At 69.8% G+C, this 12,591-nt stretch carries 10 protein-coding genes; all 10 read right to left on the bottom strand.

The annotated features are described in order from the left end of the window. Window positions 1–109 precede the first annotated feature (109 nt). A complete protein-coding gene (locus RT2_RS11970; protein WP_072845000.1) occupies window positions 110–553 on the bottom strand; it encodes an OsmC family protein in 444 nt (147 codons plus the stop codon). Next, window positions 546–2,003 (bottom strand): alanine/glycine:cation symporter family protein, encoded by a 1,458-nt coding sequence (locus RT2_RS11965; RefSeq protein WP_072844999.1) that lies wholly within the window; start codon window positions 2,001–2,003, stop codon window positions 546–548. Before RT2_RS11965 ends, RT2_RS11970 begins: the two co-directional genes overlap by 8 nt. 169 nt (window positions 2,004–2,172) lie before the next feature. Next, window positions 2,173–2,853 (bottom strand): response regulator, encoded by a 681-nt coding sequence (locus RT2_RS11960; protein WP_072844998.1) that lies wholly within the window; start codon window positions 2,851–2,853, stop codon window positions 2,173–2,175. Then, complete coding sequence (locus RT2_RS11955) at window positions 2,850–5,375, bottom strand: DUF4118 domain-containing protein (protein WP_072844997.1); 2,526 nt, start codon at window positions 5,373–5,375, stop codon at window positions 2,850–2,852. Before RT2_RS11955 ends, RT2_RS11960 begins: the two co-directional genes overlap by 4 nt. A gap of 7 nt (window positions 5,376–5,382) precedes the next feature. Next, window positions 5,383–6,033: a potassium-transporting ATPase subunit C gene (locus RT2_RS11950; protein ID WP_072844996.1), complete on the bottom strand. Its 651-nt coding sequence runs from the start codon at window positions 6,031–6,033 to the stop codon at window positions 5,383–5,385. Between the two features lie 6 nt (window positions 6,034–6,039). After that, the gene (kdpB, locus tag RT2_RS11945) at window positions 6,040–8,154 is read right to left on the bottom strand and encodes a potassium-transporting ATPase subunit KdpB (protein ID WP_072844995.1); all 2,115 of its coding nucleotides are present in this window, start codon (window positions 8,152–8,154) and stop codon (window positions 6,040–6,042) included. Then, entirely contained in the window at window positions 8,151–9,851 is a 1,701-nt protein-coding gene (gene kdpA, locus RT2_RS11940) for a potassium-transporting ATPase subunit KdpA (RefSeq protein ID WP_072844994.1), read from the bottom strand. Before kdpA ends, kdpB begins: the two co-directional genes overlap by 4 nt. A gap of 3 nt (window positions 9,852–9,854) precedes the next feature. Continuing rightward, a complete protein-coding gene (kdpF, locus tag RT2_RS11935; protein ID WP_371851162.1) occupies window positions 9,855–9,929 on the bottom strand; it encodes a K(+)-transporting ATPase subunit F in 75 nt (24 codons plus the stop codon). A 20-nt stretch (window positions 9,930–9,949) separates the two neighbouring features. Beyond that, window positions 9,950–10,087, bottom strand: coding sequence for a hypothetical protein (locus tag RT2_RS25865; RefSeq protein WP_169888316.1), 138 nt, complete (start codon window positions 10,085–10,087; stop codon window positions 9,950–9,952). 152 nt (window positions 10,088–10,239) lie between these two features. Continuing rightward, the gene (locus tag RT2_RS11930; RefSeq protein WP_072844992.1) at window positions 10,240–12,573 is read right to left on the bottom strand and encodes an ATP-binding protein; all 2,334 of its coding nucleotides are present in this window, start codon (window positions 12,571–12,573) and stop codon (window positions 10,240–10,242) included. Between the last annotated feature and the right edge of the window lie 18 nt (window positions 12,574–12,591).

The following is a 12,591-nucleotide window of genomic DNA, read 5'->3' as shown; positions in this document are numbered from 1 at the left end:
GGGCGGGACGGGCACCGGCTGGGCCCCGGCGAGCGGGGCACCGACGAGCGCGCCGGCGACCACGGCGCCGACCATCGCAACGCGGGTCAGAATCATGGCGCCTATTTGATCACGAATCGGTTTCCACCGTGAGGTTGACCACCGTTCCGGTTTTCAGGGTGCGGCCGACGGTGCAAACCTTGTCCACCGACTTGAGCACCACGGTGAGCAGACGCTCCTGCGCCTCGGCGTCGAGTTCGCTCAGATCCACCTCGAGCACCTCGTCCAGACGCGGGTACACCTCGTTCTCGCGGTCCGCGGCGCCCGAGACCCGCACGGTGGCGTCGTAGTTGTCGCCGAGCCGCCGGGAGAGCGGCATGTCCGAGCTCATCCCGGTGCACGCTGCCAGCGCGATCTTGAGCAGCTCGCCGGGCGTGAACACGCCGTCGACGGTCTCCGAACCGATCAGCACCTCCGCGCCCCGGGAGCTGCGCCCGGTGTAGCGACGGGTTCCGGTCCGCTCCACCCACAGCTCCGTGCCGGCCGACGTGGTCTGGGAATTCTGTTCAGCCATGCCGCAATCCTGCCATCCCGTCCCGGCGCTCCGGCCACGACGGGGTGTCCGTCCAGGCCTGGACGCCGACCAGGTCGGGCATGTCCCCACGGTGGAAGACGGGATCGAGGCCCTGCCTGCGCTGGTCCGTGTAGTGCTTCATCAGCCGGAACGCGATGACCGACAGCGGCGCGATCGCGATCAGGTTGATCGTCGCCATCACGCCCATCGACAGGTCCGCGATGCTCCAGACCAGCGGCAGCGACCCGATGGCGCCGCCGAAGGCACAGAGCACCACCAGCGCACGGAAACCGTTCAGCGCCTTCGTCGACGGGGTGAGGAATCCGATGTTGGACTCGCCGTAGTAGTAGTTGCCGATCACCGAGGTGAAGGCGAGGAAGAAGATCGCGACCGTCAGGAAGTGGATCGTCCACGTGCCCAGGTGTTCCGCGAGCGCGATCTGCGTGAGCGAGGCACCCGACGCGCTGCCGTAGTCGGGGTCGGCGAGCAGGATGACGAAGGCGGTCGTGGTGCAGACCAGCAGGGTGTCGAAGTACACCCCGAGGCTCTGCACCAGGCCCTGCTTGACCGGATGCGAGACCGATGCCGTCGCACCGGCGTTCGGCGCCGAGCCCATGCCGGCCTCGTTGGAGAAGAGCCCGCGCCGGATCCCCTGCATGATCGCAACGCCGATGCCGCCGCCGACCGCTTCCTGGAGCCCGAAGGCGTTCTGCACGATCACGTTCAGCATCTCCGGCACCCGGTCGATGTTCAGCAGGACCACGGTCAGGCCGAGCAGCAGGTAGGCACCGGCCACGATCGGGACGACGACCTGCGAGACCGACGAGATGCGGCGCACCCCACCGAAGATCACCGCGGCGGTGAGCAGCGCGACGACCACCCCGACGATCACGTTGACCGAGTCCCCGCCCGTGCCGACCGAGGTGGAGACGGCGTCGGCGATCGAGTTGGACTGCACGGCGACGAACACGAAGCCGTAGGTCACCGTGATCACCACCGCGAAGATGACGCCCATCCACCGCTTGCCCAGGCCGTACTGCATGTAATAGGCCGGCCCGCCGCGGTAACTGTCCTTGTCCGGCACCTTGTACAGCTGCCCGAGCGTGGACTCGACGAACGACGTCGCGCCGCCGACGATCGCCATCACCCACATCCAGAAGACCGCGCCCGGCCCGCCGATGCTGATCGCGATGGCCACGCCCGCGATGTTCCCGGTGCCGACCCGGGAGGCCGCCGAGATGGAGAACGCACGGAAGGCCGAGATGCCGGGCTTGCCGTCCTCGAGGTCGCCCGGCTTGTCGGTGATGACGCGGAACATCTCGCGCAGCAGTCGGACCTGGACGAACCGCGTCCGGAACGAGAAGTACAGTCCCAGGCCAACCAGCAGCGCGATGATCAGGTACCAGAACCTGCCGTTGACGTCGGTGACGAGCTCGGTGGCCCTGTCCATGGTGATCCTTCTCGGGTCGCGGCAGCACGGTCCGTGCAAGCGAGGATCATGGCGTACCGGGCGCCGTCGCCGCAAATGAACCGCTAACGGCGCGGTGTCCACAATCACCCCAGTCGGAAACCTGTGGGCCGGCTCACCGGCTCCGGGGATCGCCGGACCCCGCCGGACCTCATTCCTGGAACCGGTATCCCATCCCGGCCTCGGTGATCAGGTGTCGAGGACGGGACGGGTCGTCCTCGAGCTTGCGCCGCAACTGCGCGAGGTAGACCCGGAGGTAGTGGGTCTCGGTCGCGTACGACGGCCCCCAGACCTCGCGAAGCAACTCCTTCTGCCCCACCAGCTTTCCCCTGTTACGCACCAGCATCTCGAGCATCCCCCACTCGGTGGGCGTCAGATGCACCTCCGCACCGGCCTTCGTCACCTTCTTCGCCGCCAGGTCGACGGTGAAAGAGTCGGTTGCCACCACGGGCTCGCCCGGGTCGGCGACGGTGGAGTTCCGGCGCACCGCGGCGCGCAACCGGGCCAAGAACTCGTCCATCCCGAAGGGCTTGGTGACGTAGTCGTCCGCCCCCGCGTCCAGGGCGGCGACCTTGTCCGCGGAGTCGGTCCGCGCGGAGAGCACGATGACCGGCGCCGTGGACCAGCCGCGCAGGCCCGCCAGCACCTCGATCCCGTCCATGTCCGGCAGCCCCAGGTCCAGCACGATCACCTCGGGATGACGCTCCGCCGCGGCCCGCAGCGCCGCGGCCCCGTTCGCTGCGGTCGTCACCTCGTATCCCCGCACGGTCAGATTGATCCGCAACGCCCGCAGAATCTGCGGTTCGTCGTCGATCACCAGCACCCTTGTCACACAGCCACCTTCCCGATCCCTGCCAAGTCCACCACCATCGTCAACCCGCCACCCGGGGTGTCGGTTGCGCTGACCGTGCCGCCCATCGCCTCGACGAAGCCGCGAACCACCGCGAGCCCCAGCCCCACGCCGGTGGACATGTCCCGGTCGCCGAGGCGCTGGAAGGAGTCGAAGATCTGATCCTCCGCTCCCCTTGCGATGCCCGGCCCGGTGTCCGCGACCGTGATGAGGACCCGGTCCTTGACCGGCGCCGCGGCGATCCGGACCGCGCCGTCGGGCGCGTACCGCAGCGCGTTGTCCACCAGGTTGGCCAGCACTCGTTCGAGTAGGCCGCTGTCGGCGAGTACCGCGTTCCCGCCGACATCGACGTGCACGCGGTCGCGACCGGCTCGTCCGAACCCGGGGGTCCCGACGCCGACGCCGACCAGCGCCCGGTGCACCACCTCCTCGAGGTAGACCGGCCGCAGCGTCGGCCGGATCACCCCCGCCGCCAGTCGCGACGAGTCGAGCAGGTTGCCGACCAGGTTGGTCAGCTGGTCCGTCGACTCCTCCACCGTGGCCAGCAGTTCGGCCGTGTCCTCGGGCGAGAACTCCACGTCGTCGCTGCGGAGGCTCGACACCGCGGCCTTGACCGCGGCCAGCGGGGTCCGCAGGTCGTGGCTGACCGCGGAGAGCAGCGAACGCCGCAGCCGGTCGGCCTCGGCCAGCGCCTGCGCCTGACTGGCCTCCTCGGCCAGCTCGCGCTGCCGGATCAACCCGACCGCCTGGTTGGCGACCGCGAGCAGCACCCGTCGATCGCGGGCGTGCAGCTCGTCGCCGCGCAGCGCCAGTGCGTACTCCCCGTCGTTCACCTCGCAGACGGTGTCCGCGTCCTCAACCGACGACGGCGCCTCCGCACCCACCGAGCTCACCACGCCGAACCCGCGGCGGATCATGCTCACGGACCGCTGTCCGTACGTCTCGCTGACCTTCTCCAGCAGGGCCTGCAGGTCCGCCCCGCGGAGCACCGACCCGGCGAACAGGGCCAGCAGCTCCGCTTCCTGCGAGGCCCGGCGCGCCTCCCGCGCCCGCTCCGCCGCCGCGTCGACGAGCACCGCCACCGCGACGGCGATCACCAGGAGAACGACCGTGGTGATGAAGTTGTCCGGCTCGGCGATGGTGAAGCTCCGCACCGGCGGCGTGAAGAAGTAGTTGAGCAGCAGGCCCGAGATCAACGCGGACAGCACGGCCGGCGCCACGCCGCCGAGCAACGCGACGAGCAGCACCACGATGAAGAAGAGCGCGCTCTCCCCGCCGACCTCGAACCTGCTGTTGATCAGCCACATGATCAGCGCCGCCACGGACGGGACCAGCACCGCCGCGATCCAGGCGAGCAGCCGGCGCGGCGGCGAACCGGACGGCAGCCACCGGCGGGGCCTGCTGGCCTCGCCGTGGGTGACCATGTGCACGTCGATCGAACCCGACTGCTGCACGACGGCGGCACCGATGCCCTCGTCGAAGATTCGCGCCCACCGCGAGCGCCTCGACGTCCCCAGGACCAGCTGGGTGGCGTTGGAGGCCCGGGCGAACTCGAGCAGCGTCGAGGGGACGTCGTCCCCGACCACGCTGTGCAGGCTCGCGCCGATGCTCGCGGCGAGCTTGCGCACCTTCCCCATCTCCGGCGCGGACACGCCGGCGAGGCCGTCGCCGCGCACCACGTGCACGACGATCAGCTCCGCACTCGACCGCGACGCGATCCGGCTGGCGCGCCGCACCAGCGTCTCCGATTCAGCGCCGCCGGTCACCGCCACGACCACCCGCTCCCTGGCCTCCCAGGTGTCGGTGATCTCGTTCTCCGCCCGGTACTTCGCCAGCGCCGCGTCGACCTGGTCGGCCACCCACAGCAGCGCAATCTCCCGCAGTGCGGTGAGGTTGCCGCGCCGGAAGTAGTTGCTCAGTGCGGCGTCGACCTTCTCGGCGGCGTAGATGTTGCCGTGGGAAAGCCTGCGGCGCAGCGCCTCCGGCGTGATGTCGACCAGCTCGACCTGAGTGGCAGCGCGCACCACCTCGTCCGGCACCGTCTCCTGCTGGACGACCCCGGTGATCTGCTCGACCACGTCGTTCAGGCTCTCGAGGTGCTGGACGTTCAGCGTGGTCAGCACGTCGATGCCGGCGGCAAGGAGCTGTTCGACGTCCTGCCAACGCTTCTCGTTGCGGCTGCCCGGCGTGTTGGTGTGCGCGAGCTCGTCGACGAGGACCAGAGCCGGCCTGCGCCGCAGCACCGCCTCCACGTCGAGCTCGGCCCCGGTGGTACCCCGGTACTCGACGAGCAACGGCGGGATGACCTCCAGGTCACCGAGTTGCGCGGCGGTGCGGGCGCGGCCGTGGGTCTCCACCACGGCCGCGACCACATCGGTGCCCCGTTCCCGGCGCCGGTGCGCCTCGCCCAGCATCGCAAAGGTCTTGCCGACGCCGGGTGCAGCGCCCAGGTAGATACGCAGTTCACCGCGCCCGCGTTCGCCCCCGCGCTCGGTACCACTCACCCGGCCATCATCCACCAGCAGTCGACTCGCCGCACGAAGGTGCCGTGAGACCGAGCGCGAGGTTCAGCTCGAGCACGTTGACCCGCGGCGACCCAAGCACCCCGAACTGACGGCCCTCGGTGTGCTCGTCGACGAGCCGGCGAACCGCGTCCTCGGACATCGCGTTGACCTCCGCCACCCGGCGTACCTGCAGCTGCGCGTACTCGGGGCTGATGTCCGGGTCGATGCCGGACCCGGAGCCTGTCACCGCGTCGACCGGGACGGACGACGGCGGCACCGACTCGCGGTCGGCAATTGCCGTGCGGCGTTGGTCGACGAACGACGCCAGCAGCTCCGAGCTCGGGCCCTGGTTGGTCGGTAGGGCCGCGGCCGGGTCGCCGGGCGCGAAGGCGTCCTCGTCGGCCACCGAGCCGGTCACCCGGTTGTGGAAGAACGGGTCCGGGGCACCGGCGGGCACCTGCGGGTCCACCCCGACCAGGGCGCTGCCGACGACGCAGCCGTTGGCGTCGCGCAGCGCCGATCCCTCCGCCGAACCCGCGCCGAGCCGGCCGATGCCCCACACCGCCGCGGGGTACAGCACCCCGACGAACGCGGTCAGCGCCAGCAGCACCAGCAGCCCCGCCCACACCTGACGGAGCATTCCGATAGTGAATCGCATTACAGCTCACCCAATCCCGGGGACAAGTCGAACGACGAGGTCGATCAGCCAGATGCCGACGAAGGGCGTGACGATCCCGCCCACTCCGTAGATCAACAGGTTCCGTCCCAGCAGCGCCGACGCCGTGGACGGCCGGTACCGGACGCCCTTGAGCGCCAACGGGATCAGCGCGACGATCACCAGGGCGTTGAAGATCACCGCGGACACGATCGCGGACTGCGGCGTCGCCAGCCGCATGATGTTCAGTGCGTCGAGCTGCGGGTAGATCCCGCTGAACAGCGCGGGCAGGATCGCGAAGTACTTGGCCAGGTCGTTGGCCAGCGAGAAGGTGGTCAGGGCCCCGCGGGTGATCAGCAACTGCTTGCCGATCTCCACCACCTCGATCAGCTTGGTGGGGTCGGAGTCCAGGTCCACCATGTTGCCGGCCTCCTTGGCCGCCGACGTCCCGGTGTTCATCGCGACGCCGACGTCCGCCTGCGCCAGCGCGGGGGCGTCATTGGTGCCGTCCCCGGTCATAGCGACCAGCCGGCCACCATCCTGTTCCTTCCGGATCAGCTCGAGCTTGTCCTCCGGGGTGGCCTCGGCCATGAAGTCGTCGACGCCGGCCTCGGCCGCGATCGCCTTGGCGGTCAACGGGTTGTCGCCGGTGATCATCACGGTGCGGATGCCCATCGCACGCAGCTCGGCGAACCGCTCGGCGATGCCCGGCTTGACCACGTCGGAGAGCGCGATGACGCCCAGTACCCGCGCGCCGTCCCGACCGTCGACCGCCACCACCAGCGGGGTGCCGCCGCCGCGCGCGATCTCGTCGACCGCGGCACCGACCGCCGGATCCGCCACGCCGCCGGCGACCCGAACCCAGTTGAGCACCGAGTCGGTGGCGCCCTTGCGGATCCGCTCGCCCGCCATGTCCAGGCCGCTCATCCGTGTCTGCGCGGTGAACGGCACGAACTCGGCGGCCTTCTCCGCCTCGCTCGGCTCGGTGGCGAGACCGAAGTCGCGAGCAACCAGTTCGACGATGCTGCGGCCCTCGGGGGTGCCGTCGGCCAGGCTGGAGAGCCGCGCCGCGGCGGCGAGCTCGGGCGCACTCACTCCCGGCGCCGGGTGCAGCGCGGTCGCCTGCCGGTTGCCGAAGGTGATGGTGCCGGTCTTGTCCATCAGCAGGGTGTCGATGTCGCCTGCGGCCTCGACCGCCCGGCCGGACATGGCGAGGACGTTGCGCTGCACCAGCCGGTCCATGCCGGCGATGCCGATTGCGGAGAGCAGCGCGCCGATCGTGGTCGGGATCAGGCAGACCAGCAGCGCGATCAGCTTGACCGGGTCCTGTTCCTGGCCGGCGTAGAGCCCCATCGGGCCCACCGCGACCACGGCCAGCAGGAAGATCACGGTCAACGACGCGAGCAGGATGTTCAGGGCGATCTCGTTGGGCGTCTTCTGCCGGGAGGCCCCCTCGACGAGGGCGATCATCCGGTCCACGAACGACTGCCCGGGTGCGGCGGTGACCTGGACGACGATCCGGTCGGAGAGCACGATGGTGCCGCCGGTGACGGCACACCGGTCGCCGCCGGACTCCCGGACGACCGGCGCAGACTCGCCGGTGATGGCCGACTCGTCCACGGTCGCAATGCCCTCGACGACGTCGCCGTCGCCGGGGATCACCTCGCCGGCCACCACCACCACGCGGTCACCGACGACCAGTTCGGTCCCGGGCACCGACTCGACCGACCCGCTGTCAGTGATCCGATGGGCGACGGTGTCCTGCTTCACCTTCCGCAGGCTTGCGGCCTGCGCCTTGCCGCGGCCCTCGGCCACCGACTCGGCGAGGTTCGCGAACAGCACGGTGAACCAGAGCCATGCCGCGACCAGCCACGCGAACAGCGACGGATCCACCGCCGCCATCACGGTGGTGACCACCGATCCGACGAACACGACGAACATCACCGGGTTGCGGGCCTGGTGCCGTGGGGTGAGCTTGCGGCAGGCGCCCGGCAGGGCGGTCCACAACTGTCTGGGACTGAAGATTCCGGCCTTGACCGGCTGCGGGCCGTGCCCGTGGTCGTCGACCGGGTCGGGTGCCGCGACCGCGTCGCGCGGGTCGGCGAGGGTGGTGTGCGCACTCATTGCAGTGCCTCCGCGATCGGGCCCAGCGCGAGGGCCGGGAAGAAGGTCAGCGCCGCGACGAGAACCGCGGTGCCGGTGAGCAGTCCGGCGAACATCGGGCCGGCGGTCGGCAGGGTGCCGGCGCCGGGTGTCGACTTCCTCTGCGACGCCAGCGATCCGGCGAGCGCGAGCACGAAGATGATCGGCAGGAACCGACCGAAGAGCATGCAGAGGCCGAGTGAGGCCTGGAACCAGTCGCTGGTGACGGTCAGCCCGCCGAAGGCGCTGCCGTTGTTGTTCGAGGCCGATGCGTAGGCGTAGAGCACCTCGCTGAAGCCGTGGATGGACCCGGGGCTGCCCGTCGGGCCGCTGTTGCCGAGGAATCCGGTCGTGGCGGACGCGATCACGGTGATTCCGGTGCCGATCAGCACCAGCGCCGGCATCACCAGCACCGACAGGGCGGCCAGGGTGATCTCCCGTTTGCCGAGCTTCTTGCCGAGGAACTCGGGAGTCCGTCCGACGAGCAGCCCGCCGACGAACACCGCGACCACCGCGAGGACGAGGATGCCGTAGAGGCCGGTCCCGACCCCGCCCGGCGCGATCTCCCCGAGCAGCATGTTCAGGATCAGGGCCCCGCCACCGAGCGGCGAGAAGCTGTCGTGTGCCGCGTTCACGGCGCCCGTCGAGGTGCCGGTGGTGCTCACCGCGAACAGCACGGACCCGGGGATCCCGAACCGGACCTCCTTGCCCTCCATCATGGCGCCGGCCGCAGTGGCGGCGACGCCGCGCTGAGCGGATTCGGCGGCGAGGGTGACGGCCAGCAGCGAACCCCACAGGACACCCATCACCGCGAGCACGGTCAGGCCCTGCTTCCGGCTGCCGACCATGGTGCCGAAGGTGCGGGTCAGGCTGACCGGGATCAGCAGGATCGCGACGATCTCCACGACGTTGGACAGCGGTGTCGGGTTCTCGAACGGGTGCGCCGAGTTGGCCGCGAGGATGCCGCCGCCGTTGGTGCCGAGCTCCTTGATCGCCTCCTGGGAGGCCACCGGGGCGAGGGCGTTGGTGACCGAGCTGCCGTCGAGACCGGTGGACGAGAACCCACTGTGGAACGACTGGATCACGTCCTGGCTCAACAGGATCAGCGCGATGACGAACGCGAACGGCAGCAGGATCCGGAGCGTGCCACGGGTCAGGTCCACCCAGAAGTTGCCGACCTCGCAGCCGCGGGAGACCCGCACGAAGCCGCGGATCAGCGCCACCGCGACGGCCATGCCGACGGCCGCGGAGACGAAGTTCTGCACGGCCAGGCCGAGCGCCTGGGTGAGGTGGCTCATCGTGGTCTCGGGCGTGTACGACTGCCAGTTGGTGTTGGTGACGAACGAGACCGCGGTGTTGAACGCGACCGCCGGGCTCACCCCGGACAGTTCGCCGCCGAGCGGGAGCACCCCCTGGATGCGTTGCAGCAGATAGAGGAACAGGACTCCTGCGGCGGAGAAGCCGAGCAGGCTGGCGGCGTAGCCGTACCAGGTCTGCTCGGTGCGGGCGTTGATGCGGCAGAGGCGGTAGAGCGCCTTCTCCACCCGCAGGTCCCCGGAGCGCAGGTCGGTGTCGGTCGTGTAGACCTTCGCCATGTAGTCACCGACGGGGACGTATGCGAGTGCCAGGACACAGACCACCAGCGCGATCTGCAGCCCCGCCGCGAGTGCGGGATTCATGTGTCAGAACCTCTCGGGATCGAGAAGTGCGACGAGCAGGTAGACCACGAGCGCGGCCGCGAGAGCGACCAGCACCACGCTGAGGGTCCCGGCGGCGGTCAACGGTTCCCCCTGCTCCCCAGACCACGGCTCTTCGGACCGGCGCTCTTCAGGGCGCTGCCCTGCAGTCCGCGCAGCACCAGCGCGCACGCGCTGAAGCCACCGATGATCAATACCACGTAGGCCAGATCAGCCATCACGCATCCTCTTCGACACAGTTCACTGCCGCCGTCCGTCGGCGGGCCACAGTGAACAGTGCTCCCGATACCGGCCCGTCGGTGACTTCCTTACGGCTCACTGACGTCGTGACCTGGTGCGTTGACGCGATCCTTACGCGGGCACGGGTCGATCAGGTCCGTGGGCCCCCGACCTGCTCGACGACCCAGGCCGCGATCTGCGCGCGGGAGGTGAATCCGAGCTTGGCGAGAACATGCTCCACGTGACCCTGCGCCGTACGCTGCGAAATCACCAACGCCTCGGCGATCGCCTTGTTGGTCAGCCCCTGCGAGACCAGCTCGGAGACCTGCCGTTCTCGTTTCGTCAGTCGGACTGCTGCCGCAGACGACGCCACCGACGACGGCGCGGCCGGCGGATGCTCGCCCAGGGCATAGACCACGGCATCGTCGAAGGTGAGCTCGCGACCGCGGCGCAGCGCGGCCTGGAAGCCACGCGGCCCGAGCGCGGCACGGGCCTGCTTCCGACGCCGCCGCTGAAAGGCGTGCAGCCCCGGGATGACGAGCGCCTTGATGCCCGACGCCTCCCCCACCGACTCGGCCGCACCCATCAGCACCGCGGCTCGCTCGGACTCGTGATGCTCGGCGGCGATCCAGGCCAGGGCCTCGAGACATGTCGCGGCGGTGAGCGGATCGTCCATGAGGCGAGTGAGCCGCAGCCCCTCCTCGAGCAGTTCGGTCCCCCGGACCGGGTCACCCTGCTGCCACACCGCCAGGCCCAGCGAGCACAGCGAGTAGGCCCGGAACATCGACTCACCGCGAGATCTGGTGAGCGCGAGGATCTCCTCGTGGCAGACGATCGCCCGCCGGGTGTCCCCGCGCAGCCCGGAGGCGAGCGCGACACCGAGCAGGCTCGAGACGCGCCGCAGCGGGTCGTCGCCGGCGCTGAACACGTCCAGCGCGGCTTCGAGGGACAGCACCGCACGAGGCAGGTCGCCGGCAAAGATGTCCAGATACCCACTGGCAGAGTCGACGAGCGCCGTCGTCGACTCGTCCCCGACCTGCTCGGCGACGGCACGCCCCTTGTCCGTCAGTGCAGTCCCCTCCCGGATGTCGCCCTGCATCACGGCCAGCACGGTGTCGTCGCACAGCGCCTCGACCCGCGTCGCGGTCGGTTGCCCGCCCGGACAGGCCAGGGCCCGATCCAGCCAGTGTCTGCCCTCGCTGAGCAGACCGCGGGAGAGCCAGAAGGGATACAGCGCGGCGGCAATACGCAAGCCGCTGTCCCCTTCGCCGGGCTCGGTGAGGCAGAACGTCAATGCATCCCGCATGTTCGGCTGCTCCCGCTCGAGGCGAGCGATCCATTCCAGCTGCCGGGGGCCGATCCACTCATCCTCCGCGCGCTGCACCAACTGCTGGTACCAGTCCCGGTGCCGACGACGTAGCGCCGCGTAGTCGCCGGTCTCCTGCAGCTTCTCGCGACCGTAGTCGCGGAGAGTCTCCAGCAGCCGGTACCGCACCACGGCCCCGGCCTCTTCGCGGATCAGGATCGACTTGTCGACCAGTGAAGCCACGATGTCCATCAGATCGTCCGGCACCTGCTCCCCGGCGCAGATGCCCTCAGCGGCATCGAGTTCGAAGCTGCCCGCGAACACCGCGAGGCGGCCCCACAGCACCTGCTCCTGCGGCGTGCACAGTTCGTGGCTCCAGTCGATGGACAGCCGCAGCGTCTGCTGCCGTAGTGGCGCGCCCCGACTGCCCATGGTCAGAAGTTGCAGTCGATCCGTCAGCCGCTGCAGGATCTGCTGCACGGACATTGCCCGCAACCGCGCCGCCGCGAGTTCGATCGGCAACGGCAGCCCGTCGAGCCGCTGACAGATCCGGGTCACCGTGAGCTGGTTCTCCTCGGTAAGGCCGAATCCGGGCACCGCGGCACCCGCCCGTTCGGCAAACAGGGCCACCGCGTCGTAACGGGGCAGGCCTTCCAGCGACGACGGCTGATCCGGGTCCGGGACCGTCAACGGCTGAACCCGCATGGTGACCTCACCGCCGACGCCGAGCGGCTCCCGGCTGGTCGCCAGAACGGACAACTCCGGGCAGGTCTTCAGCAGCGCCTCCGCCAGCATCGCGACCGCCCCGACCAGGTGCTCGCAGTTGTCCAGCACCATCAGCAGACGGCGGCCGACAAGGTAGTCCTCCACAAGTGCCCGCGGCGGGTTGGCGGACTGCTCCCGCAGCCCGAGCGCGGCCACCACGGTGTCCGCCAACAACTCCGGGTCGTGCAGCTCGCCGAGCTCGACGAACCACACCCCGTCCTCGAACGTGCGGCGGTAATCCTCGGCCACGCGCAGGGCAAGCCGGGTCTTGCCGACGCCACCGATCCCGGTCAACGTCACCAGACGCGAGAGCGTGAACAGTCGCTTCACCTCGGTCACCTCGCGCCGACGACCGACGAAACTGGTCAGATCGAGCGGCAGGTTCCCGACTTTGCTCCTAGCGGAGGCCGGCATCCAATCGTCACCCTCATC

This window comes from Rhodococcus tukisamuensis NBRC 100609 (genome assembly GCF_001894985.1).
Lineage (GTDB): Bacteria > Actinomycetota > Actinomycetes > Mycobacteriales > Mycobacteriaceae > Rhodococcus_G > Rhodococcus_G tukisamuensis.
The sequence above is the reverse complement of the archived record's forward strand: the minus strand, read 5'-3'. Positions and strand labels throughout refer to the sequence as shown.

Bases quoted from the DNA above. Each gene is read 5' to 3' on its own strand.
- RT2_RS11970 (WP_072845000.1), bottom strand. From the start codon at position 553: ATGGCTGAACAGAATTCCCAGACCACGTCGGCCGGCACGGAGCTGTGG.
- RT2_RS11965 (WP_072844999.1), bottom strand. From the start codon at position 2,003: ATGGACAGGGCCACCGAGCTCGTCACCGACGTCAACGGCAGGTTCTGG.
- RT2_RS11950 (WP_072844996.1), bottom strand. From the start codon at position 6,033: ATGCGATTCACTATCGGAATGCTCCGTCAGGTGTGGGCGGGGCTGCTG.
- kdpB (WP_072844995.1), bottom strand. From the start codon at position 8,154: ATGAGTGCGCACACCACCCTCGCCGACCCGCGCGACGCGGTCGCGGCA.
- kdpA (WP_072844994.1), bottom strand. From the start codon at position 9,851: ATGAATCCCGCACTCGCGGCGGGGCTGCAGATCGCGCTGGTGGTCTGT.
- RT2_RS25865 (WP_169888316.1), bottom strand. From the start codon at position 10,087: ATGGCTGATCTGGCCTACGTGGTATTGATCATCGGTGGCTTCAGCGCG.
- RT2_RS11930 (WP_072844992.1), bottom strand. From the start codon at position 12,573: ATGCCGGCCTCCGCTAGGAGCAAAGTCGGGAACCTGCCGCTCGATCTG.